The sequence below is a fragment of the Acinetobacter kyonggiensis genome, assembly GCF_900107285.1.
GTDB lineage: Bacteria > Pseudomonadota > Gammaproteobacteria > Pseudomonadales > Moraxellaceae > Acinetobacter > Acinetobacter kyonggiensis.
In genome coordinates this window covers 75,086-97,840 of sequence record NZ_FNPK01000005.1, presented here as the reverse complement: position 1 = coordinate 97,840, position 22,755 = coordinate 75,086, and the positions used below count along the sequence as shown (strand labels likewise).

General features: G+C 36.4%; 23 protein-coding genes, 1 tRNA gene and 2 pseudogenes. 12 read left to right on the top strand and 14 right to left on the bottom strand.

Going from position 1 to position 22,755, the window contains the following annotated elements:
- Positions 1-97 precede the first annotated feature (97 nt).
- Positions 98-340, bottom strand: a complete 243-nt coding sequence (locus tag BLV99_RS05795) for a TIGR03643 family protein (protein WP_092688605.1) — start codon at positions 338-340, stop codon at positions 98-100.
- Between the two features lie 714 nt (positions 341-1,054).
- Between BLV99_RS05795 and BLV99_RS05785 the strand changes: the two genes are divergently transcribed.
- Positions 1,055-1,131 (top strand) — tRNA-Met (locus BLV99_RS05785).
- Positions 1,132-1,392: 261 nt separating this feature from the next.
- Here BLV99_RS05785 and BLV99_RS18705 read toward each other — a convergent pair.
- The 6 genes and pseudogenes from BLV99_RS18705 to trpB all read right to left on the bottom strand — a co-directional run.
- Positions 1,393-1,617, bottom strand: a pseudogene (locus tag BLV99_RS18705) (type I restriction enzyme subunit R domain-containing protein); the annotation flags it as partial.
- Positions 1,618-1,731: 114 nt separating this feature from the next.
- Positions 1,732-1,929, bottom strand: coding sequence for a hypothetical protein (locus tag BLV99_RS05775; RefSeq protein WP_086185140.1), 198 nt, complete (start codon positions 1,927-1,929; stop codon positions 1,732-1,734).
- Between the two features lie 71 nt (positions 1,930-2,000).
- Entirely contained in the window at positions 2,001-2,228 is a 228-nt protein-coding gene (locus BLV99_RS05770) for a hypothetical protein (protein ID WP_086185139.1), read from the bottom strand.
- A gap of 111 nt (positions 2,229-2,339) precedes the next feature.
- The gene (locus BLV99_RS05765; RefSeq protein ID WP_004649268.1) at positions 2,340-2,555 is read right to left on the bottom strand and encodes a cold-shock protein; all 216 of its coding nucleotides are present in this window, start codon (positions 2,553-2,555) and stop codon (positions 2,340-2,342) included.
- Between the two features lie 544 nt (positions 2,556-3,099).
- A complete protein-coding gene (gene trpA, locus BLV99_RS05760; RefSeq protein WP_086185138.1) occupies positions 3,100-3,885 on the bottom strand; it encodes a tryptophan synthase subunit alpha in 786 nt (261 codons plus the stop codon).
- Positions 3,882-5,093 carry a tryptophan synthase subunit beta gene (trpB, locus tag BLV99_RS05755; protein WP_092688596.1) on the bottom strand — a complete coding sequence of 404 codons (1,212 nt, stop codon included), beginning with the start codon at positions 5,091-5,093 and terminating at the stop codon, positions 3,882-3,884. Before trpB ends, trpA begins: the two co-directional genes overlap by 4 nt.
- A gap of 102 nt (positions 5,094-5,195) precedes the next feature.
- On the opposite strand from trpB, the gene BLV99_RS05750 reads away from it, so the two are divergent.
- Positions 5,196-6,083: a LysR substrate-binding domain-containing protein gene (locus BLV99_RS05750; protein WP_092688593.1), complete on the top strand. Its 888-nt coding sequence runs from the start codon at positions 5,196-5,198 to the stop codon at positions 6,081-6,083.
- Positions 6,084-6,811: 728 nt separating this feature from the next.
- Positions 6,812-7,417 (top strand): GTP cyclohydrolase II, encoded by a 606-nt coding sequence (gene ribA / locus BLV99_RS05745; protein ID WP_167356305.1) that lies wholly within the window; start codon positions 6,812-6,814, stop codon positions 7,415-7,417.
- A 325-nt stretch (positions 7,418-7,742) separates the two neighbouring features.
- Here ribA and BLV99_RS05740 read toward each other — a convergent pair whose 3' ends face one another.
- The gene (locus BLV99_RS05740; protein WP_092688586.1) at positions 7,743-10,322 is read right to left on the bottom strand and encodes a sensor domain-containing phosphodiesterase; all 2,580 of its coding nucleotides are present in this window, start codon (positions 10,320-10,322) and stop codon (positions 7,743-7,745) included.
- A 172-nt stretch (positions 10,323-10,494) separates the two neighbouring features.
- Here BLV99_RS05740 and BLV99_RS18700 point away from each other — a divergent pair.
- Positions 10,495-10,647, top strand: a pseudogene (locus BLV99_RS18700) (IS30 family transposase); the annotation flags it as partial.
- Between the two features lie 808 nt (positions 10,648-11,455).
- Here BLV99_RS18700 and mobR read toward each other — a convergent pair.
- Positions 11,456-13,138: a phenol degradation transcriptional regulator MobR gene (mobR, locus tag BLV99_RS05735; protein ID WP_092688584.1), complete on the bottom strand. Its 1,683-nt coding sequence runs from the start codon at positions 13,136-13,138 to the stop codon at positions 11,456-11,458.
- Between the two features lie 394 nt (positions 13,139-13,532).
- Between mobR and BLV99_RS05730 the strand changes: the two genes are divergently transcribed.
- The 8 genes from BLV99_RS05730 to BLV99_RS05695 all read left to right on the top strand — a co-directional run bounded on the left by BLV99_RS05730 (position 13,533) and on the right by BLV99_RS05695 (position 20,278).
- Positions 13,533-13,823 (top strand): phenol hydroxylase subunit, encoded by a 291-nt coding sequence (locus tag BLV99_RS05730; RefSeq protein ID WP_092688806.1) that lies wholly within the window; start codon positions 13,533-13,535, stop codon positions 13,821-13,823.
- 18 nt (positions 13,824-13,841) lie between these two features.
- On the top strand, positions 13,842-14,846 hold the full coding sequence (locus BLV99_RS05725; RefSeq protein WP_092688581.1) for an aromatic/alkene monooxygenase hydroxylase subunit beta: 1,005 nt from the start codon (positions 13,842-13,844) through the stop codon (positions 14,844-14,846).
- 12 nt (positions 14,847-14,858) lie between these two features.
- Complete coding sequence (locus BLV99_RS05720) at positions 14,859-15,128, top strand: MmoB/DmpM family protein (RefSeq protein ID WP_086185130.1); 270 nt, start codon at positions 14,859-14,861, stop codon at positions 15,126-15,128.
- A gap of 64 nt (positions 15,129-15,192) precedes the next feature.
- Positions 15,193-16,731 (top strand): aromatic/alkene/methane monooxygenase hydroxylase/oxygenase subunit alpha, encoded by a 1,539-nt coding sequence (locus BLV99_RS05715; protein ID WP_086185129.1) that lies wholly within the window; start codon positions 15,193-15,195, stop codon positions 16,729-16,731.
- A 78-nt stretch (positions 16,732-16,809) separates the two neighbouring features.
- Positions 16,810-17,175 (top strand): phenol hydroxylase subunit P4, encoded by a 366-nt coding sequence (locus tag BLV99_RS05710; RefSeq protein WP_086185128.1) that lies wholly within the window; start codon positions 16,810-16,812, stop codon positions 17,173-17,175.
- Positions 17,176-17,187: 12 nt separating this feature from the next.
- Positions 17,188-18,249: an NADH:ubiquinone reductase (Na(+)-transporting) subunit F gene (locus tag BLV99_RS05705; protein WP_092688578.1), complete on the top strand. Its 1,062-nt coding sequence runs from the start codon at positions 17,188-17,190 to the stop codon at positions 18,247-18,249.
- A gap of 134 nt (positions 18,250-18,383) precedes the next feature.
- Positions 18,384-19,304 (top strand): catechol 1,2-dioxygenase, encoded by a 921-nt coding sequence (gene catA / locus BLV99_RS05700; RefSeq protein ID WP_092688575.1) that lies wholly within the window; start codon positions 18,384-18,386, stop codon positions 19,302-19,304.
- Positions 19,305-19,396: 92 nt separating this feature from the next.
- Positions 19,397-20,278, top strand: a complete 882-nt coding sequence (locus tag BLV99_RS05695; RefSeq protein WP_092688572.1) for a SphA family protein — start codon at positions 19,397-19,399, stop codon at positions 20,276-20,278.
- A 172-nt stretch (positions 20,279-20,450) separates the two neighbouring features.
- On the opposite strand, the gene BLV99_RS05690 is transcribed toward BLV99_RS05695, so the two are convergent.
- The 5 genes from BLV99_RS05690 to BLV99_RS05670 are packed head-to-tail and all read right to left on the bottom strand — an operon-like array spanning position 20,451 to position 22,626.
- The gene (locus BLV99_RS05690; RefSeq protein WP_092688569.1) at positions 20,451-20,783 is read right to left on the bottom strand and encodes a hypothetical protein; all 333 of its coding nucleotides are present in this window, start codon (positions 20,781-20,783) and stop codon (positions 20,451-20,453) included.
- Between the two features lie 5 nt (positions 20,784-20,788).
- Entirely contained in the window at positions 20,789-21,481 is a 693-nt protein-coding gene (locus BLV99_RS05685) for a Rha family transcriptional regulator (RefSeq protein ID WP_092688565.1), read from the bottom strand.
- Positions 21,482-21,491: 10 nt separating this feature from the next.
- Positions 21,492-21,860, bottom strand: coding sequence for a hypothetical protein (locus BLV99_RS05680; protein WP_092688562.1), 369 nt, complete (start codon positions 21,858-21,860; stop codon positions 21,492-21,494).
- Positions 21,857-22,360 (bottom strand): BRO-N domain-containing protein, encoded by a 504-nt coding sequence (locus BLV99_RS05675; protein WP_086185146.1) that lies wholly within the window; start codon positions 22,358-22,360, stop codon positions 21,857-21,859. The genes BLV99_RS05680 and BLV99_RS05675 overlap by 4 nt, the downstream gene beginning before the upstream one ends.
- Before the next feature lie 50 nt (positions 22,361-22,410).
- Positions 22,411-22,626 carry a transcriptional regulator gene (locus BLV99_RS05670; protein WP_086164457.1) on the bottom strand — a complete coding sequence of 72 codons (216 nt, stop codon included), beginning with the start codon at positions 22,624-22,626 and terminating at the stop codon, positions 22,411-22,413.
- Positions 22,627-22,755 lie beyond the last annotated feature (129 nt).

The following is a 22,755-nucleotide window of genomic DNA, read 5'->3' as shown; positions in this document are numbered from 1 at the left end:
AAAAGGACTAATTTTAAAAACCTAAATCCCTAAGACTTCAACAAGTTCAAGTAGGATGGCGGAATAAAAGACTCAACCATCCTGCCACATTTTATAGTTAATGATGCTTATACTGGCGTGTACAATAACCACGGATTACTTCTGACGAACGTAACTGCAAATGCTTGGTTTTACGCCCTGCTACACGTTCACGCCACAACTTAAAACTACCCAACTTTAAATTTTGCCGCATTAACCGAATCACAGCAGATTCATTCAGTCCAAACTCACGCTTTATAGCTTCAAAAGGTGTTCTATCCTCCCATGCCATTTCAATAATTCGTGATAGATCTGCACCCATATATTCGATAGTATTATCCACAGCATCGCCCTTATTTTGTTGAAAATATAAATATCAAAATCATGAAGATGAAAAAATAACCAACGGTCTATATCGTATAAGCTATCTTTTCTAATCTTTAAAAAATATTGTTTATCTTTCAATTTTAAAAGATGCAAGATGAAGAATTTGTGATTTTTTATCTCTAAATAACTTGAATCGTGGATAAGAAATTGACTTGAAAGGTTAGTCATCTAACTGGACTTATTTTATTAATTTTTAATTTAATTAGTATGAGCTATTGTTGGTATAGTGATCCGTTACTCGAATACTCCTAATATGAACGATACTTATAAATATCTATATACCCACATTAGTATATTTGGATCTTTACCAACGCATAAAGTGTTTATAAGTCATACTAGCAATAAGTCAAAATTAATTTTTGCTGATAATACTTTTATGTATGGTTTAGTTTCTAATTGGGCTTTGAAAAATTCAGATTTTGCTAGTGATAAAGTCACTTGGATAGAAGAGCCTAAATCCTATTTGGAAAATGAAAAAAAGAAGTTGGTTTTATATAAGTCCTCTCACCCTCTATTTATAACTGAGTCAGAAATTCGATAGATTTAGTTGAATTATCTCGCTATTTAGTGGATTTTTGGAGACTTAAATGTTTATTTAAAATAAAGATTGTATTAAGTCTTAATAACACGTATAACGTCACTTCGTTGATGCGGGATGGAGCAGTCTGGTAGCTCGTCGGGCTCATAACCCGAAGGTCGTTGGTTCAAATCCAGCTCCCGCTACCAACGAGAAAGATTTAAAGTTTATACCCTAATTTGCTTCATGCTTATTAGGGTTTTTTTATATCTATATTTTAGATAGCTAGATTCTGATAGTAAAAACTTGGCAATTAATCAGAAGTTATACATTTGGCGCTACAGTAGATCAGTTCATTATTACTGAGTAACTAAATTAAATATTTGTATCAGTGGTGATTTAGATGGTCAAGTTGTTGACCTAAAAAAGCATAATTACCATTCAAAATACGATTGGTTTGAGAAAATGCTTGAATCACCCCCTGTCAGGAACACATTCACCATAAGTAGAGTATCAATTTGTTTATTTTTTACATGCCAAGCAATATCACGGTAATACGCATAAAACTGATCATCTAAATTAAAGTTAGTGTTAACTTTTTTATTGTATTGCATCATCGCTATCTTACTCGGCCTATTAATTTCCTTTAAAAAATATTTTATGCTCTTTGCTGAGCATGTATAAAAATACGACATATAATTAAAAAATAAGCAATAAAAAATCCCCAACAGAATGTCGGGAATTTTTTATAAAATTTAGTTCTAAAAATCTGTATTAAGATATATTAAATTAAATAGAATTCGGGTTATCTATATAATTTTGAAAATTTTCCCGCTTAAGGTACTTTGAAAAAACATTTCGAAACTTGGCCGAATATCTTCACCATCAATGGTGATATGTTTTACATTAGAAGAAGATTGCGTATTAGCAAAATGCTTATCAACTGTTGCTTGAATAGCGTGTTTAACGCCAAATTGATCTTTCACACTGATACTTTGTTTAAGCATTAATATACCTTTAATAATATTGTAGTAGAGAAAATATATAAATTTAAATAGTTGATATATATAATTATTATTTAAATAATTTTATGCTTTAACTTAAACAGTTGGTGTAAAGAAGTATAAAATGTACGACCATCTAAATTTAAATCAACCACAATGCCTGACTGAAGAAGAACTCTTTTTCCTACTTCAATTTTTTTTAAACCTTGACGTGTATTTTGCATTTTATTTAGGGGAATTAAGGATACTATAATTTCAGTACCATTTTTAGATTTTGCAATTAAATCATTTATTTTTAACAACTTATATCCTATTTTTAGAGACTCTTCCGATCTGGAAAACAACTTTAAAATTAAATTTTGGATTATAAAAAAAGCACTGATTAGTGCTTTTTTATTACTGCTTATTATTACTTAGATAGCAACAATATTTACAGCATTTGGTCCTTTTTGACCTTGAGCTACACTGAATTCAACCATTTGGCCTTCAAGTAAGGTTTTAAAACCTGAACTAGCGATTTCGCTAAAATGAGCAAAAACATCTGGACCTGATTCTTGTTGAATAAAACCAAAACCTTTAGTTTCGTTGAACCACTTTACAGTACCTTTAACAACATTTGAGTTTGACATAATATATCCTACTGATTTTTTAATAATTTTTAGTCAAATTATTGACTGATTATAACTTTGAAAATAATAAAGAATGAGACTTAAAATCTGAAAAAACGAAGGATTATGACTAAAACTGCGATACTTAAAGAAGATTTACCGAAACAAGACTTTTTTCTAGTTAAGTTAACTATACACTAAAAACAAAATTAATCAAGTTTTCTTATATATATATTTATTTTTCTTATAAAAACGTCAGATTTATTAAAAAATTTAGTTATTTCAATGGTTTTTCTTTTCATTGTAATTGTAACAAAATAAGGTTAATCTGTTGACTTAGTAAGTTTGACAAGTACTGAATGCGATTGTATAGCTTTGTAATAATAATATTGGCGTTTTTAATTTCGGGAATGATGGTTGTTTCCCATATGCAAAGAGCTTATGTAACCTTCTCAATTTAACCTTATTGTTTACCACTAAATCCAAGAAAAAACCGCCTAATGAGCGGTTTTTATATATTAGTTAGTCATACTAATAAAAAAAATATCTTGAATAAGTACAAAAACTATTCGTTACCTCTAAGTACTTTTGCAAATTTTTTGATCTTTTCTATTGTCGCATCCACACCTTGCTTAAAAAAAGTTTCAACCAGTGCTGAGCCGATAACAACCATATCTACTTTATTTGCTAAGGTTTTAACATGGCTTTCATTTTTGATCCCAAAGCCAATTGCAATAGGGATATTAAAGATTGGTTTTATTTCAGCAATCTTTTTTTCAAGATTGGGCAGATTTAAATTTCCTCCGGTTAGGCCATTTTCTGCAACATGATATAAAAAACCTGTAGCACTCTCTGATATTTTTTCTAATCTATCAAGTGGAGTCGTTGGAGCTGTCATAGCAATTAAGTGCATATTTTTTGCATTTAATATCAATTTAAAATTATCTTGATATTCATGTGGCACATCTAAAATAAGGATGCCATCAATAAGGTTTTCTGTTTCAAATACAAGTTTTTCGAAATCGTATTGCATAATTGGATTTAAATAGGTCATGAATACAATAGGTGTTTTATTATCATTTAACCTTATTTTTTTGACCAGTTCGATAGTTTTACTCACAGTTTGGCCAGCACTTAAAGCTCGGATATGAGCGGCCTGAATGATTTCCCCATCAGCAACAGGATCAGAAAATGGAATGCCAATTTCAATAATATCTGCTCCAGCTTGGCCTAATTGACTAAATAAATTACAGCTTTCTGAGAAGTCAGGATCTCCAGCAGTAAAATAACACACGAGACCGCTTCGCTTTTCCTGTTTTAATTCCTTTAATTTTTGGTCTAAACGGTTCATTCTGTTACTCCTGAGAGATATTTTTTGACTGTATTTAAATCTTTGTCACCTCTCCCACTTAAATTGACAATAATGGTCTGTTCAGGCCGCATTTCTTTGGCCAATTTAATTGCATATGCGATAGCATGAGCACTTTCCAGTGCAGGTATAATTCCCTCCTGTTGACTTAAAATCTGAAATGCATTGACTGCATCCTCATCATTTACAGCAACATAAGTAACGCGCCCTGTTTCAAACAGGATGCCATGCTCAGGACCAACCCCAGGATAATCTAATCCTGCCGATATAGAATGTCCGTCTAGAATCTGTCCATCTGAATCTTGTAATAAGTAAGTCAAATTACCATGTAGGACGCCAACTCTACCTTTTGAAATAGATGCAGCGTGCTCACCGCTGTTTGTTCCTTTTCCACCAGCTTCAACCCCAAACATTTTGATATTCGTATCTTGTAAAAATGGGTGCATTAAACCCAATGCGTTGGATCCACCACCCACACAGGCAACTAAAGCATCAGGTAGTTTATTTTCTTTCAACAGTATTTGATTTTTAGCTTCTATGCCAATAATTTTCTGGAACTCTCTCACTATGGTCGGATAGGGATGAGGACCTGCACCCGTTCCTAATAGATAATAGGTCGTATCTACATTACTGATCCAGTCACGTAATGCCTCATTCATAGCATCTTTTAGGGTTCCACGACCTTTCTTAACGCTTTTAACTTCAGCTCCTAGTAATTTCATTCGATCAACATTCATTTGCTGACGATGAACATCCGTTTCACCCATGTAAATGGTGCATTTAAGCTTAAAGAGAGCACATACTGTTGCTGTTGCAACACCATGTTGTCCAGCACCTGTTTCCGCAATAATTCTGGTTTTACCCATTAATTTAGCCAACAAGATTTGTCCAACACAATTATTAATCTTATGGGCACCTGTATGGTTCAAATCTTCTCTTTTAAGATATATTTTGGCTCCCCCCGCATACATTGTGAGATTTTTTGCATAAAACAGAGGGCTAGGTCGACCCACAAAATCTGTTAAAATTTGTCGGTATTCAGTCCAAAACTCGGCTTTATTCCGAATAATATTAAATTCTCGCTCTAGGTCTTGAAGCGCAGGCATAAGACTTTCTGGCATGTAGCATCCGCCAAATTCACCAAAAAACCCTGATTTATCAGGACCATTACCTGTATACAGTGTTGTCATTTTATATCACTTGAAGAATCAAAATTTTCTTCATCTTAAAAGATTTCCATTTTTTATATAATTGATATATTTTTAGATCATGATGTTAGAAAAATTCACACCATGAAAGGTAGAAAGTTACCCCCATTAAATGCTTTGAAAGCATTTGAAGCGGTGGCTAGAAATAGAAGTTTCAGCTTAGCTGCAGAAGAACTATGCGTAACCCATAGTGCTGTTAGCCATCAAATAAAACAGTTGGAAGAATGGCTTGATAAAAAATTGTTTATTCGACATTCCTCAACTACCTCTTTAACAAGAGATGCAGAAGAATTATTCTGCCTTTGTACTCACTTTTTTAACGATCTAGAAAAATGTGTTTTTGAGTTAAAAAATAAAGCTTCTGAAGTTGAAATTATTATTGGAGCATCTCATAGTTTTATGGCGAATTGGCTCATTCCACGATTAGAAAAACTCGAAATAATCTATCCGAATATCCATGTTAAATTAATGACATGCAATGATTTAAAGTTACTAGAAAAAGAAAAAATTGATATTTTTATCAATAGTTTGAATCTAGATCAAACGCTTCCAGAATCTCTAGATAAATACATTTTATTTCCTGATAACATGGGACCTATTTGTAATCGTAAAACATATAATCTAGACACAATAAATGATGTTTTGAATTATCCACTACTTCATACCAATTCAAATAAAAATGCATGGAATATATGGTTGGATAGATCAAGGCTTCATTCTGCGCATAAATCAAGTGAACGTTATTTTGATAGTCTAAATTTAATGATAGAGGCAGCTGTTTCCGGATTAGGTATTGCAATAGCACCTCAAATTTTAGTAGAAAAAGAAATATTGAATGGAAGGGTCATAGCTCCTTTTGGCTTTATATATTGCGACTATAACTTTTATGCGGTAGTAAGAAAAAATAGTGCTAACAGTGAGGTTATGAATATTGTTAATTGGTTACAGTGTGATGCCAAAACAACTTCTTAGATAATCTGAATCTCAGATAAAAAATTGACTTGAAAAAGGGGGCTAAAAACCATTAGGGTGTCACTACACAGCTATGCTCAGCTACCATGTTCCTAGCGCCATATATGGCTCATACATACTTCTTATGCATGATTGATGGGTTTTTTCAAAAATTCGGCAACCTATTGGCGATTTTTGAAACAAAACAAAAAGCATTTGAGAATGCAGCCTTCTCAATTGAAAATTTCGGAAATCGTGTTCATCTCTATTTAGTATAAATTTTCATATTTCAATAGAAACCTTATTGAACTTCTTTAGAAGAAATATAATCTGGTAAAGCTGTAAAGCTTGCACTCTTACTGACTCTTTAGCGAGGATCTATGCTTCTTTATGCGTCTATCAGCTTTGTCACCCAAATAAGCCAATGATTCAAGTTAGTGAAGTATTCACTTAAGCAGGATTCAAATTGATTAGTGAAATCATTAATTATTTTTGTTTTATTCATATATTTTCACAAAAAATTCACTATTAAATAACTATTATTATAAATGAAATTTGATATATCAAATAGATTGTTAAATCAATCTTAGCTGAATTAATTACGGCAATACTTACTACATTTAATGTAGTAAGTATTTATTTAAAAAATTTATTAATTTAAAGATAATACCTTTAATTGTTGTATATTTTTAACGATTAATGATAAGTTTTTAACTTTAATGTTTTCTAAAATATAAATGGATGAATCAGTGACTATAGAATTCGTGGCTAAATCTAAATTACCGACAGCTTTTGGCGATTTTGAAATCATAGCATTTCAAGATTTAAGTACTGGTGAAGAACATGTTGCCCTTTCTAAAGGACTAGATACTATTCTAATGAAACCAATATTAGTCAGAATACATTCTGAGTGCTTAACTGGCGATGCCTTTAGTTCATTAAAATGTGATTGTGGTCCACAATTACATTCCGCAATGAAAATGATTAGTGATGAAGGTCAAGGAGTGATTTTATACTTACGTCAAGAAGGTCGTGGTATAGGTTTGACTAATAAGATTCGTGCATATGCACTCCAAGATCAAGGACATGATACTGTTGATGCAAATTTGCTTTTAAATTTACCAGCAGATGCTCGTCACTATGATATGTGTATTATTATGCTTGATTATTTAAAAGTTAAAGAAGTAAGGCTAATTACTAATAACCCTCTTAAAGTTAATTCATTGAAACATTTAGGTATTAATGTAGTTGATCGTGTCTCTATAACAGTAGGTTTAAATATTTTTAATAAAGACTATTTACAAACAAAACAGGAGCGTATGTCACATATGTATGAAGAAATTGACTTTAAGTAGATTAAAATTTCATTAGTATTTTCAATTATACATAACACACATTATGCGAAGTATGGATATTAAAGCTCAAGTAGAAACATCCACTTTTAGAACAATAATACTCTTAATTTTTATATTAACTATTTAACCATAATAGCGAATAAGCAACACCATTTAAAATCATTAATTTCTCTGACTATTTTTATCAAATTAGAATATTTTTGACTCTAAAACAGTTTTTATGCTTAAAAAAATAGCACCCCTTAAGCAAGATTCTGCTTATTTAGCAATTAAATCTATTAATTGCTAAACAATATAAATTTCAAATTAGACTATTGTTTAAATTTTATCTTATTAAATAACTATCTAGTGACATATATATCAGTTTTAAGTCAGTTATAGGTGCCGGTCGCGCATAAAAATAACCTTGAAGAAGATCACAATTTTGTTGATAGAGTAAACTAGCTTGATCTAATGTTTCGACGCCTTCTGCGACCACTTCTAAATTAAGCTGATGTGCCAGATGGATAATCGACTGAACAATAGCTGCATCTTGATCATTTATAGTAAGGTTTTCAATAAAACTACGGTCTAATTTGATTTGATTAATAGGTAAACGGCGTAAGTAGCTGAGACTCGAATAACCGGTTCCAAAATCGTCTATTGCGACTTGTACACCTAAAGCGCGTACCGATTCCAAAATTTTTATTGCTCTATCGGTTCCATTAATAATTACTCCTTCCGTAATTTCAATTTTGAGTAATTTAGCAGGTAAATCACTGACTTCAAGTACATATTTAAGCCCTTCTAGAAAGCCCGTTCTGCAAAACTGTAAAGGAGAGATATTAACCGAAACGGTAAGATTGCTATTATGTTTTCTATTCCATTCAGAAATATCTGTACATGCTTTTTCTAATACCCATTGACCAATGACTACAATTTGTCCTGTTCTTTCTGCTAAAGGGATAAAAACATCGGGGAAAATATAGCCCCGCTGTGGATGATACCAGCGAATAAGGGCTTCCACCCCCTTAACCTTTCCAGTTAATGGCTGAATCAGCGGTTGATAAAATAGATTGAACTGTTTCTCTTTCACTGCTTCCATAAGTTCAAGGCGAAGATTAGCATAGTCTCTTTTTTGGACAACCTTGTTATTACTTTCTTCATACCAGCTCCAAGTATTGCGACCCTGTCTTTTGGCCTCCTGCATAGCTAGAACAGACTGATACAAAAGTTCTGAAGAGTGCTGTATGGAATTGTTATTTGTTACGATGCCAATACTGGCACTCAAATGTATAGTGTGACCCTCGATTTGAAAAATTTGTGAAATAAGATCAAGAATCTTTTCAGCGGTTGCGATTACTTTCTTTGGGTCATGTGGATCTGCCATCAATACTACAAACTCATCTTCGGCATAGCGGCTGAGAAAATCATCTGGGTTTAAAAATTCTTGAAGACGGCTTCCAACGTTCTTGATAATTTTATCACCAATTACATAGCCTAAACTGTCATTCATTGATCTAAAGTCATCAAGGTCTATGTAAAACAAGACTAAAGGTTGTGGATTGCGCTGTTGTTTTTCAAAAGCATCTTCTAAAAAATTTTCAAAAATTATTTGATTGGGTAAGCCAGTTAAATGATCATGCTTATGTAGATATTCCAAATATTCTTCATGAATACGTTGCTGGGTAATATCTTCCTGAATCCCTAGGAAATGAGTGCAATTATTATATTGATCAAAAACAGGTCCCAGCATTAAGCGACTCCAGAACCAGCTTCCATCTTTACAATAATTTTTTACAGTAACAAAAACCTCTTTTTGTTCTTCTACTGCTTGTTTGAGTAATGTAATCTGATCAAAATCTGTATCTGCACCTTGTAAAAAAGAACAGTCTCGCCCCATGACTTCTTGTTCTGTATAACCGGTTAGCTTGAGAAAAGCTGGGTTAACATAGACAATTAACATTTTTTCAGATGCATCAGTAATAAATATACCATTCGGACTCGCATCTACTCCACGTTTTAAGAGGCGTAAAGTTTCCTTATTTTTGCGGCGTAGGGTAATGTCACGTGCGATTACAAATACACCAGTAACTTTTTGGTTTTGAATAATCGGTAAATTAGTCATGTCAAGCCACAAGATTCCACCAGAAGCATGGTAAGCAGGAGTTTCATAGTGTTTAGCACTACCTTGTAGCGTTTCTTCAAATGCTGCATCCACTAGATCATGATATTCATCAGGTATAAATGCCTCATAATGTTTGCCTTGAATTTGTTCTTCAGAAAAACCTGTAATTTCATGACAAGCAATATTAGTATTTATTACATAGCCTTCTGTATCAAATTCAAAAATTACATCAGGATGATGAGTATAAAAAGAGCTGTATTTTTCATTGATTGCTAATTTTTGCTGGCGTTCATTATCAAGTTCAATAGCTAAAGCAACTAAGGCCGCGGCTTGCAATAAAAGATTAATATTTTGTTCAGTAGGTTCTCTTTTAATGCGATAGTAGGTTCCAAAAGTTCCGTATAAAATACCTTTTGCACTAATAATCGGTGTAGACCAACAGCTAGAAAGCTTCTCTGTCTGAATTAGTGCTCGGTAAGCTTCCCAATTGGGATCTTCCATTAAGTTAGGACTAATCACTAGCTTGTGCAGAAATGCAGCCGTGCCACAGGAACCCTGATGTGGACCAATTTTTAAATTATCAATAGCTTTGCAATACTGCTTAGAAAAGTGTTGATTGCCACTAATAAGTTTTAAAGTCTGATCCTGTTCTGAGTAAACCATAATGGTGACTAAGGCATCTGGAATATGCGATTCAAGCCATTTGGAAATCGTATTTAAAATTATTTTAAGTTCGCTATGCTGCCCAATAAGATTAAAGATATGGTAAGTGTCATAACTATTAAAATTATCCTTCATTTAGAGCGCTACCTTCCTTAACTTTTTTTACATTTTAGATTTATTTCTAACTTAATTTTTATAGGAAATCCATATTAACTACCTATCAAGACTATTTTATTAAAAAAAAGTAGAGTTTAGGAAAAATTTCACACTCTACAATACAACTATGAGTTAAGGCTTGTAATTATATCGAAGAAGTATCCATGAAAGACCTCAAATCATTCATCAGCGGTCACGTTTTGGCGATCTGGAAATAGATACCATCGTCGGCAAGAATCATCAGCAACCTTTAGTTTCGATTGTGGACAGAAAAACAGGCTATCTATGGCTAAAAAAGTGCAGTAAAGCAAATTTATGTAGGTAAGTGAACAGGTTGTGTCGTGCCTATTGATTTTTTACCGTAAATTATTAAAGATTTTTAATACTATTTAAATTTCAGTTAATTTTATTTCACTAAAAAATTTAAGTTCTCAACTTTGCTGATGGAGATGGTGACAAAACAACCCATAAAAATAAAATATAATTTTCAATGCCTTATAAAAATCAAAGGTACGAACAATTACCCTTAAAAACCCAAGGTCTGTTGAGAGTTAAGTAAATTACTATCCAACTTTTATAATCGCAAGATGGATACAGATATACTTACAGATGCCTAATAAATAAAAATGGCACTCCACTACTTAGATAAAATTACAGATTGTAGTCATAGTTGTAAAAATAATAGATTACTCCCTGAAACTGTATTATGGGTAGCCCATGGCTAGACTTATCACTTGGATTCAGCAAATGAAATACTGTCTTTAAAAGATATCGAAACTGGATGTAAGCTGCAGTATTCGAGACAATTTTAGTATTAGTCAATGATCATCTTGATATGGAATACGTCATGATTGATGGAAATAACCCTGTTTAACTTCCTAAGCCTCTTTACAATTATAAAAATAGGTTATTCACCATATGTTTACCATTACAAATCACTTATTTTATTATGAAGCCCTTGATCAATAGATTGCTTATGGTAAGACTAAAGACTTCATCAACTTGATTGCTGAATTTGTCTTAGTAAAGCTTTAAGCTGTATCAAGCAATCTTGCAGAGTATGCCTCTTAAAAACCAGTCATAACAATCAATCTGTGCTTAATTGAAATCTACTATTTCTTCACATTAATAGTCTGTTTTTTTAAGCGATAATCTAAAGCTGCTCGGCTAATGCCTAAGATACGGGCGGCTTCCGAAACATTATTGTTGGCTTTTTGCATTGCAATAAAAATCAACTGCCTTTCATGATCTTCTAGACAAAAGCCATCTTGTATCACGACATCTAAGTCCATTTTTTCAGATCTTGGTTCAACATCTTGTTTGATTTGCGGAAACAAATGATTAAGTTTAATTTCCTGCTGATGATCCGTCAGTAAGGTTGCCCGCTCTAATAAGTTTTCAAGTTCCCGAATATTGCCGGGCCATTCATAAGTCATGACAAAGTTTTTGGCTTTATCACTTAAACCTTTTAATGTCTTTCCATACATATTTTCAAAACGCGATAAGAAGTGCGTAATCAATAATGGAATATCATCACGACGTTCGCGCAATGGCGGAATAATGACAGGGAAAATGTTTAAACGATAATATAAATCGGCACGGAATTTTCCCTCTTTCACAGCTTGTTCTAAATCTTCATTGGTTGCTGCAACCAAACGTACATCAACCTTTCGAGTTTGATGATCTCCAACCCGCTCATACTCTCCTTCTTGCAGCATGCGTAACAAGGCAGCTTGTGCACGTGGAGAAAGCTCAATCACTTCATCTAAAAAAATAGTTCCTTGATGAGCACGTTCAAATTTTCCACTTCGGGTTTGCATTGCACCTGTAAATGCACCTTTTTCGACACCAAAAAGTTCTGCTTCAATTAAATCTGGCGGAATACAGGCACAGTTTACAGCAACAAAAGGCTGGCCTTTGCGGGAACTGCCTTCATGAATCCCGCGCGCAAAAGCTTCTTTACCCACTCCAGTTTCACCTTGCAACAAGACAGCAACCTTACTGCCAGCAGCTTTTGTCAAAAGATCACAGACTTTACGATATGCAACTGATTCACCAATAGAATTAAACATGGTGTAGTCTGCTTCTACATCGGTATAGATATTTTTCTTTAACTCATTGAGTTCCGCCTGTAAGGCAATCAGTTCATCCGAGACAGGATCAGGTGACATAAATTGAATCAGTTCATCAGCATTTTCCCATTCTTTTAGGGGCTTACCAACAATTCGACAACAGTCATCACCTTTTGCCACACAATGGGTTTCTTGATAAATAATGGTTTGCCCCATGACTAAACTGCTATAACCGCAGGCATAGCCCAATAACATCCAACACGCGGACTCATCAGAAGCCCCGAACTCACTTAAATGAACTTCCGCCTCAAAAGAATTGCGCCAATTAAAATCTGCGTAAAATTGATGCTCATCGTGACTTAATTGAAGTTCATTCACCTCAACTTGCACCATCCCTCGAATACCATGCATTTGTGGTCCAGCCATAAAGGCTTCAGCTTCATTTAAATTCGGGCGTAATTTAGAAGTAACTTCTGCATCTCGCACGCCAGCCTGATAACCCAAACGGATAAAAAAACGCTTAGTCCTTTCCCAGCCCAGCATGTTATATAAATCTTTTCTTAAAAAACCCATGATGCTGGTATGCAGCAATAGCATACGGTTTTCTTCAAACCAAATTTTTCCATGCTGACTATCAAACTGAATTTTATCCAGCAAATCTTGAATATCTTTATTCTTTTCCAAAATTTGAGTATAAAACTTCGCATCTTTGGCTTGAGGCATGACTGAATATCCATCCTTGGCTATAGGTCGATCCCCCCTATCTTACTAAATTCCGACTAAAAAGCTTTACTACCTTATTATCATAACTTTATACCTCTAAGGTATTTTTAAATTAAAACTATAAAATCATATAGATATAAATCACTTGATCTGGAAAAAGTATTTTCAAATTCCCCGCCTAATCATTCACGATTTGATGAAATCAGATATTTTTATGTTCATCATTCCATGAGTTTTTATCACTCAAATAACCCCGAAAAAACAAATAAAAAATATAAGAATTTGATTAATAACAATTAATAAAAGTTGGCATAGGTTTTGATATATCTCTATCAATAAATGCAAGGTTGCATCACTGAAATGATTTCAGTGTAGAGATAAAAGGATGATTCCAATGACTCAAGCACGACAACATGACCAACTCACCAAATACATTCGTGTAACAGGCAACCGTCATGCCAAGTTTGTTGAATTTGACTTCGCAATCCACGACCCAACACTTTTTGTCGAACTCATTCTCCCCCAGCAAGCCTTTCAACATTTTTGCGAAATTAATCATGTCATCGAAATGACTGAGGTGCAGCAAGCATGGAATGACGCACAAGAAGATAAATGGCGTTATGGCGTTGAACCAACGGTCCTAAGCCAAGTTCGTGAACATTTAGATCAAGAAGATCAATCTTAAGCCCATAAGGAAATCGTGATGACTTTAGAAATTAAAACATCCAATCTAGAACCTATTCGTCAAACCTATGCCTATATCGAACGCCGTTTTGGTAAAAAGCCAGCGACTCGTTATCAAGAAGTCAGTTTTGATGTACAAGGTACAACCAATTTTCATTACCGTCCATTGTGGAAACTAGACAAAACTTTAAATGATCACACCCATACAGCGTTGCAAATGCAAGACTGGTATGCGTTCAAGGATCCGCGTCAATTTTATTATGGCCCTTATGTACAGCATCGTGCACGTTTACAAGATAGCGCTGAAAGCAATTACTCATTCTTTGAAAAACGCCATTTGGTTGAAAATCTCAGCGATAAAGTTAAGCAAAAAATCATTCACTGCTTATTGCCATTTCGCTATGTGGAGCAAACCGCCAATCTACACATGATGTCAGGCAGTGCTTACGGCTATGGCACGGTCATTACCCAAGCCTGTGTTTTTGCGGCCATGGATCGTTTGGGCATGGCGCAATATCTCTCCCGTATTGGTTTACTCATTGATGGCAATACCGGTGAATCCTTAGAACAAGCAAAAGAGTCATGGATGAATGACGTAGCTTGGCAACCACTTCGCAAGCTGTGCGAACAAAGCTTGACTGAACAGGATTGGTTCAAACTTTATATCCTGCAAAACCTACTCATCGACAGCTTAATGCAGGAACTAGTTTACGGCGAACTAGATCAATGGCTGGTTGAATACGGTGCGCGTGATGTGGCGATGCTGACCGAATTTATGAAGGACTGTTTAACTGATTTACGTAAATGGTCAGACCCTGTTTTAAAAGCAGCTGTTGCTGAATCGGAAGAAAATAAAACATTAATTCAAGGTTTGATAGACATACTTTTACCGCAAGTCACAGAAGCCTTTAGTGCATGGGCCAAAACCGCTCTTGGACATGCATCTATCGACAATGGCCTAGCTGTCATTGCAGAACGCAGTAAAAAAGCAGGTTTAACCCTTAAATTAGAATCAGTGGCATAAGGAAGCGTAGATATGAGTTCTAAAGTTTATTTGGCATTACAAGATAACGATACCTCACGCTACATCATTGAAGCGATTGAGCAAGATAACCCAGAAGCGACGATTCAATATCTTCCTGCCATGATTCGTGTGGAAAACCTCGGAAAATTAGTGGTTCGTGCTGAAACTGTCTCTGAAAAACTAGGACAAGATTGGGATATTCAAGAACTGCAACTCAACATGATCACTTTGGGTGGCAACGTTGATGAAGATGATGACACTTTCACTTTGCAGTGGAATTAAGCCCACACGGAAGAAATAAATACAAGAAGCCGACTGCTTCAACAGATTGAAAAGGATGATCAAGATGAATAGCCAAGCAAAAAATGCGACAAAAACTGCAACCAAAAAACTGAATGCAAAAGATCGTTACCGTATGCTAACCCGTGATTTGGATTGGGATTTTTCCTATGCAGATCGTAAAGAAGCTTTTCCTTACGAAGAGTTTGAAGGTATTAAAATTACAGACTGGTCAAAATGGGAAGACCCATTCCGTTTAACCATGGATTCTTACTGGAAATATCAGGCAGAAAAAGAGAAAAAGCTGTATGCCATTTTTGATGCATTTTCTCAAAACAATGGTCAGATGAATGTCAGTAATGAACGCTATCTCAATGCCATTAAACTTTTCTTAACCGCAGTGACGCCACTGGAATATCAAGCCTATCAAGGTTATGCACATGTAGGCCGCCAATTTAGCGGGATCGGTGCACGTATTGCCTCGCAAATGCAATCGATTGATGAACTGCGTCATGTACAAACGCAAATTCATGCCATGAGCCACTACAACAAGTTCTTTGATGGCTTCCAAGATTGGGCACACATGCATGACCGTGTTTGGTATTTGTCTGTACCAAAATCATTCTTTGAAGATGCACGTTCAGCAGGGCCATTCGAATTCCTATTGGCCATTAGTTTTTCTTTCGAATATGTCCTCACCAACTTATTGTTCGTCCCATTCATGTCAGGTGCAGCCTATAACGGTGATATGGCAACCGTGACCTTTGGCTTTAGTGCACAGTCGGATGAAGCACGTCACATGACCTTAGGTTTAGAAATCGTAAAATTCTTACTTGAACAGCATGAAGATAACGTTCCTATTGTTCAGGAATGGATTGATAAATGGTTCTGGCGCGGTACTCGCCTACTTTCTATTGTCGGCATGATGATGGACTACATGCTGCCAAACAAAGTCATGTCATGGAAAGAAGCTTGGGAAACGTATTTCGAAGAAGCTGGCGGTGCTTTATTCAAAGACCTCAGCCGTTACGGTATTCGTATGCCGAAATATTCCGACGTGATTGTGAAAGAAAAAGAGCATATCTCACATCAAGCATGGTGGATTTTCTATAACTTTGGTCATGCTGCTGGTTTCCATACGTGGATTCCAACCGACGAAGAAATGGATTGGTTATCTGAAAAATACCCAGATACTTTTGATAAATACTACCGTCCTAAATGGGAACTCGCACGTAAATTGGAAGCCGAAGGTAAACGCTTCTATAGCAATGGCTTACCGCAACTGTGCCAAATCTGTCAGATTCCAATGACCTTTACCGAAATGGATGGCGACCCAACCATGTTCAGCTACCGCGACAGTATATATAAAGGCGAGCGTTACCATACTTGTTCAGATGGCTGTCATGACATTTTTGAACGTGAACCTGAAAAATATATTCAAGCTTGGTTGCCAGTCAATCAAATCTTGCAAGGCAACTGTGGCGGTCCCGATTTAGAAAGTATTTTACGTGACTATTACAACTTTAACGTTGGTGCAGACAATCTTGATATTGAAGGTTCTCCAGACCAAGAGCGTTGGAGAAAATGGAAAGGTCACGTTGCGTAAGCAAAAAAGGATCAGAAGTCATCTCATAGATAAAAATTTCGAGATGGCTTCACACTCAAGGAATTTAGGAGTTTTCTCATGCCAGTACAAGCCATTCAACAACATTATGAATTTGATGCACGTGACGCACAAAAAAATTACGGCGACAACATGTTGCTCTATGTGGGATGGGATCATCACACTTTATTTTGTGCCGCTCATGCTTTTGTGGTCTCGCCACAACAAAGCTTACAAGACTTGATTGATCAGCAAATTCAGACTGGTTTTAATCAGCACCCTGACTTTGAACATATTGATTGGTCAACCGTACAATTCACCTTAAATCGTCAATTATTAACAGACGTGGATTTTTCTAAGACATTGGCGGATTTAGATTTTGATCATAAATCGCTACTGCGCTTTGTCACGCCCGGTTTAAATGGCTACAACGGCACACATGTATAAGGGAGAAGTATCATGAGTTATCAAGTAACGATTGAACCTGTCGGCATGACCATTGAAGTTGAAGAAGATCAAACTATTTTAGACGCTGCTTTACGTCAAGGTGTTTGGCTACCCTTCGCCTGTGGTCATGGCACATGTGGAACCTGTAAAGTTCAAGTGACGGACGGTTTTTATGATGTCGGTGATGCTTCACCCTTTGCACTAATGGATATTGAACGCGAAGAAAATAAAGTGCTTGCCTGCTGCTGTAAACCTGAATCTGACATGGTGATTGAAGCTGATGTCGATGAGGACGAAGATTTTCTTGGCTATTTAGTCCAAGACTACCAAGCCAAAGTTTTAGAGATCACACAACTATCGCCAACCATTAAAGGTGTCCGTTTACAGATTGATCGCCCAATGGAGTTTCAGGCTGGACAATACATCAATATTCAATTGCCAAATATTGAAGGTACTCGTGCATTTTCGATTGCCAATCCGCCGAGTGAAGAAGGCATTATTGAATTGCATATTCGCCAAGTACAAGGCGGTGCCGCCACCACCTATGTACACGAAACCCTTCAAGCGGGCGATAAACTGGCAGTCTCTGGGCCATATGGACAGTTCTTTGTACGTAAATCGGATGAAAAAGATGCCATCTTTATTGCAGGCGGTTCTGGTCTATCTAGCCCACAATCGATGATTTTAGATCTTTTGGAACAAGGTGATACACGTACCATCTATCTTTTCCAAGGCGCACGTGATGTTTCTGAACTCTATAATCGCGAAGTGTTTGAAACCTTAGTCAAAGACTATCCCAACTTCCGCTATATTCCTGCATTGAATGCACCAAAAGCAGAAGATCAATGGACAGGATTTACAGGCTTTGTGCATGAAGCCGTGGCAGATTATTTTGAAAATAAATGCAGTGGTCATAAAGCTTATTTATGTGGTCCTCCACCGATGATTGATGCAGCCATTTCAACGCTGATGCAAAGCCGCCTCTTTGAAAAAGATATTCATACTGAACGCTTCCTGAGTGCGGCTGATGGTGCTTCTAACGAATCTCGCTCTGCTTTATTTCGGCATATTTAGAATGTTCTTTTAAATAAAAAATTTGAACTATCACATTGAAAAACATTGTGATAGTTCCACCCTTTTCGAATGATCTGTTTCATGTCCGTTCCAGATCATTCGATTCTATTTTCATTAATCCAAGGAAGATCATGATGAATACTCAAGAAATCGAAAAATTAGTCAAAAAAATCAATGTTGATACAGCACAAGGTGATGTCGATTTACGCATTCAACAAATTGTAGTGCGATTAACTCGTGATTTATTTCAGGCGATTGAAGATCTTAATATCTCTCAAACAGAATTGTGGAAAGGTCTTGAGTACTTTACCGACGCAGGTCAAGCCAATGAACTTGGTCTTTTGGCTGCGGGCTTGGGACTTGAGCACTACCTTGACCTTCGCGCAGACGAAGCAGATGCAAAAGCAGGCATCACTGGCGGTACACCACGTACCATCGAAGGTCCGTTATATGTCACAGGTGCACCCGAATCAGTCGGTTTTACCCGTATGGATGATGGTACTGAATCAGATAAAGTTCCGACTTTGTTCATTGAAGGGACTGTGACTGATACCCAAGGCAATATCATTAAAAATGCTAAAGTTGAAATTTGGCATGCCAACAGTTTAGGCAACTATTCATTCTTTGATAAGTCACAATCCAACTTCAACTTACGCCGTACTGTATTAACAGATACTACAGGGCAATATGTTGCTCAAACTACAATGCCTGTTGGCTATGGTTGTCCGCCACAAGGTACAACTCAATTTGTCCTAAATAAGTTAGGTCGTCACGGTAACCGTCCTTCTCATGTGCATTACTTCGTATCTGCACCGGGCTACCGCAAATTAACCACGCAATTTAACATCGAAGGCGATCAGTATCTTTGGGATGACTTCGCATTTGCAACACGTGAAGGTTTAGTGGCAACTGCTAAAGATGTAACTAATGAAGCTGAAATTGCACATCGTGGTTTAGACAAAGCATTCAAACACATTCAGTTTAATGTTGAACTTGTAAAAGATACTGAATTTTCACCTTCTACTGAAGTAGACCGTCGCCATGTAAACGCCTAAAACGGTATCAATGCCATTTAAATTGTTTTAAGTGGCATACCAATCAAATTGCGCTTTGCAAAAAATTTAAAAATCATCGAAAAGGATTTTCTATGAAAAAACCCATCCAAAAAATTTCATTTTCACTTTTGCTCGCTTTTGCAGCAAATTCTACTTTTGCCACAGAAAATGGTGCCGACTCATTTGCTTTAGGTGCTGAAGGCATGATGGCCGGTGCTTTGCCACCACCGGGATTATATTTGCTCAACTATTATCAAAATTATCATGCAGGAAAATTTGACCATGGACCAGACAGCTTTCATCTTGATGTAAATGCCTTTATTCCCCGCTTAGTTTGGATGACAAAACAAAACTATGTAGGTGGTCAACTTGGTTTTTATGCTGCACAGCCTTTGGTTGATTTACGCTTAAAAATTAATGGTATGTCTAATCATAATGCGGCATTAGGCGATTTAATTCTAGGTTCAATGTTAGGCTGGCATAGCGGTCATCACCATTGGATTGGAGCAATCGAAACAGTGCTAGCTACAGGAAAGTATGATGCACCGACAGCATTTCAGCCTGTTGTTGCCAATACTGGGAAAAACTACAATACAGTTCGGCCAATTATTGCCTATACCTATGCTCCTCCTATGGGCTTGGATATTTCGACTAAAATTTCATATAGCTTTAACGATGAAAATGATGACACGCATTATAAATCTGGGGAATATTTTGCTGGCGACTACAGTTTGGGCTATAAACTGAATGATCATGTCAAATTGGCAATAGAAGGTTATGCTTTTAAACAAGTTAAGTCAGATCGTGTCAACGATGATGATATTGGTCAAAAAGGACAAGTCCTTGCAGTTGGTCCTGCTATTCAATATCAGGATCAAAATTGGTCTATTGAAGCAAAATATTTAAAAGAAACCAATATTGAAAACCGCCCTGAAGGACATACTGGCCTTTTAAAATTTATCTGGGCTTTTTAACACAGCAAACTGAATCGTTATACTTTTTGAAGATTTAAAGCGGACTGTACTAAACTGTTAAAAAATAAAAATCATGAATGAATCTTATATCATCGCGATATTCGAAGCTGCCTTATCGATTGCCGTACAGATAGCCCATGATGCAATACCTCCCGCTTTGAAACAAAGCATGCTATTTTGAAAGAGATAGAGCTTGGGCCAAAGCGGGAGGATTTGAAACTATTTTACGATAATAAATACGAATATTGACCTTGAAGATGCCATGATCGATGTAAGCATCATTAAAGTACATCATCACCATAAAACGCAAAGATGCGGAGAGCATGCACAAAAAAACCGCTTGAAAGTGCGGTATATGCACTAGATATTCGTAGCCGACCAAAGCTAATTCACCATGAGGGTGAACGCGCTTAGCATAAGATGGTTTTGTGCAGCTTGCAACAAGAAAAACAGTTATTGCCCGAACTGAGAACAATTTTAAAAGGTTTATAGAGAGGTTTTTCATAGCGCTCACCTTCCAAATAATTCGGATAAGTCCACTCTATAAACGTCTGTCCATGCCTGAGCTGGGTAGGTATTTACTTTGCCGTAACGATCATCATGCACTTTTGATGGTTTTACGCCGTGAGATTTACACCATTTATTTAAGGGTGGCCATGTATAACTTTTCCCTGTTAATCGTTCGACAGCTAAGACGGTAGCATTGCGTTTGCTTTGCCCGATTTGATCTTTTAAACGCGAGTTTTCCTGTACGGCGTTACTGGCTGTTGCCATTGCCGTAGCGGTCTTTTTATCACTGATATGTGCTTTAGTCTTAACAGCAATTTCGCGTTCAAATTGTGCCTGCTGGAGCTGTTCGTGGGTGTCTGCCAAGGCACGTAATGCGCTTGGTAAATCTTCGGGCAACATCAGCTTAGGTTTAAGTATGTTTTCAAGCTCATGCAGTCGTTGAATGACCTGATAGCGTAATTTAATGCTGTACCCGGTGATAAGCGTTTCTACCAAGTCTTTAGGGAGTAAATACTCAATATAAGTTTGACCGTTTTGGGGGTGTGTCCAGTTCTGGGCATACCCCATAGGGTCTAAGCCAAGTTCTTCAAACATGGTTAAACAATCACGTAAAATATGCTTATGATCTTTGCCTGTCAGCTCTGCAATATCACGAGTAGACATGGTTAATGCTGGTACTGTTAATTGATTCATGGTCTAGCCCTCATTGCACACGGTTGATATGGATATTTGAGTTCATCAAAATACCGTCATTGGACAGCCCGACCTTTTGGCGGTTATCCATCATCTGCAATAAATGCTGTTCAGCATCGTCAATACTGATACCGAAATGTTTAGCAATGTCATCTAAGCTATACATAGCTTCGCCATCATCGGTGTATCCGCTTACTGGTGGCAGTAGATTCAATTCTTTGGCTTTAGCATCCATTTCCGCTTTGATATGATCAGGCGTGTAGTGCATGGTGAGAATGAATGCCCGTTCTGTGATGGGGTGGTCTTCACCGTACTGGGCCAACATGGCTTTATAGTGGTCAAAGGCTTTGAAAAACTCAGGGGGTGTATGATTATTCATTGTATAACCCCCTCAAAAGTAAGCTCTAGATTGGTTTTGCACGTTTCAATACGTACAGCATTCAAGTGCTTTTCACGTTTACGGCGGTGCATACCATGACTGTGAAATGAACCCTTATCTTTGGATTCTTTTTCTTGCATACATAGACGGTTTAATTCTTCGTATGCGGTCTGTCTTGCTGAATATGAACCTGTTTTGCGAATGGTTGGCAGTACCTCGGCAAATACCCAGTTTTGGAAGTTAATAGCTGCGGGTTTATTGGATCGGAAAATGATGCGGTATAAATTCGGTTCATTTATAAATTTTACTTTCTGAGTACCGCCATTTGTAGGGATGTGGCAATCTGCCATACCCTTTGCATCTAAGTCACGTAATAGGCGTGATGTGCGGTCTACAGATAAAATACGACATACATCAGTAAGACAAAATAAAGGCTCGTTGTTCCCATCAAAGACAACACGAACGCCGTGTTCATTGAAATTAAAAGTAAATGGATTCATACCTGCGCCTCTTTTAAGGCGGGCCAATACTTGGGTTTGATGGTTCATGATTAAGCCTCTAATACTGCGAGGCTTTGCTTTTGGCTGTTATGCCAGTCTACAAGCTCAGCATAGTCGAAATAGACTGGTGCTTGTTTGGTATCACCTTCTTTGATCGGGCGTGGAAAAGAGGCATCGGTACGTACTTTATGGCGCAGTGCTTCACGGCTTATATCCAGTAGCTCACAAGCTGTTTTGAATTGAACGCGGATTGGTTTGATCGACATAAAAAAGCCCATACATGAAAGAATATGGGCTTAGTATGTTTTTGTCTTATATAGCTTTAAAGGAATGAGGCTTAGGAAAAATAATCCGTAATTTATTAATATTATTTTTTTACGGAAATTTTAAAGGCT

Excerpts from the sequence above, each read along its gene's own strand:
- trpA (WP_086185138.1), bottom strand. The coding sequence starts at position 3,885 with ATGAACCGTTTAGACCAAAAATTAAAGGAATTAAAACAGGAAAAGCGA.
- BLV99_RS05730 (WP_092688806.1), top strand. The coding sequence starts at position 13,533 with ATGACTCAAGCACGACAACATGACCAACTCACCAAATACATTCGTGTA.
- BLV99_RS05685 (WP_092688565.1), bottom strand. The coding sequence starts at position 21,481 with ATGAATCAATTAACAGTACCAGCATTAACCATGTCTACTCGTGATATT.
- BLV99_RS05795 (WP_092688605.1), bottom strand. The coding sequence starts at position 340 with ATGGGTGCAGATCTATCACGAATTATTGAAATGGCATGGGAGGATAGA.
- BLV99_RS05740 (WP_092688586.1), bottom strand. The coding sequence starts at position 10,322 with ATGAAGGATAATTTTAATAGTTATGACACTTACCATATCTTTAATCTT.
- BLV99_RS05695 (WP_092688572.1), top strand. The coding sequence starts at position 19,397 with ATGAAAAAACCCATCCAAAAAATTTCATTTTCACTTTTGCTCGCTTTT.
- BLV99_RS05775 (WP_086185140.1), bottom strand. The coding sequence starts at position 1,929 with ATGCTTAAACAAAGTATCAGTGTGAAAGATCAATTTGGCGTTAAACAC.
- mobR (WP_092688584.1), bottom strand. The coding sequence starts at position 13,138 with ATGCCTCAAGCCAAAGATGCGAAGTTTTATACTCAAATTTTGGAAAAG.
- BLV99_RS05675 (WP_086185146.1), bottom strand. The coding sequence starts at position 22,360 with ATGAATCCATTTACTTTTAATTTCAATGAACACGGCGTTCGTGTTGTC.
- BLV99_RS05750 (WP_092688593.1), top strand. The coding sequence starts at position 5,196 with ATGAAAGGTAGAAAGTTACCCCCATTAAATGCTTTGAAAGCATTTGAA.
- BLV99_RS05690 (WP_092688569.1), bottom strand. The coding sequence starts at position 20,783 with ATGAAAAACCTCTCTATAAACCTTTTAAAATTGTTCTCAGTTCGGGCA.
- trpB (WP_092688596.1), bottom strand. The coding sequence starts at position 5,093 with ATGACAACACTGTATACAGGTAATGGTCCTGATAAATCAGGGTTTTTT.
- BLV99_RS05670 (WP_086164457.1), bottom strand. The coding sequence starts at position 22,626 with ATGTCGATCAAACCAATCCGCGTTCAATTCAAAACAGCTTGTGAGCTA.
- BLV99_RS05765 (WP_004649268.1), bottom strand. The coding sequence starts at position 2,555 with ATGTCAAACTCAAATGTTGTTAAAGGTACTGTAAAGTGGTTCAACGAA.
- BLV99_RS05680 (WP_092688562.1), bottom strand. The coding sequence starts at position 21,860 with ATGAATAATCATACACCCCCTGAGTTTTTCAAAGCCTTTGACCACTAT.
- BLV99_RS05705 (WP_092688578.1), top strand. The coding sequence starts at position 17,188 with ATGAGTTATCAAGTAACGATTGAACCTGTCGGCATGACCATTGAAGTT.
- catA (WP_092688575.1), top strand. The coding sequence starts at position 18,384 with ATGAATACTCAAGAAATCGAAAAATTAGTCAAAAAAATCAATGTTGAT.
- BLV99_RS05720 (WP_086185130.1), top strand. The coding sequence starts at position 14,859 with ATGAGTTCTAAAGTTTATTTGGCATTACAAGATAACGATACCTCACGC.
- BLV99_RS05715 (WP_086185129.1), top strand. The coding sequence starts at position 15,193 with ATGAATAGCCAAGCAAAAAATGCGACAAAAACTGCAACCAAAAAACTG.
- BLV99_RS05710 (WP_086185128.1), top strand. The coding sequence starts at position 16,810 with ATGCCAGTACAAGCCATTCAACAACATTATGAATTTGATGCACGTGAC.
- BLV99_RS05725 (WP_092688581.1), top strand. The coding sequence starts at position 13,842 with ATGACTTTAGAAATTAAAACATCCAATCTAGAACCTATTCGTCAAACC.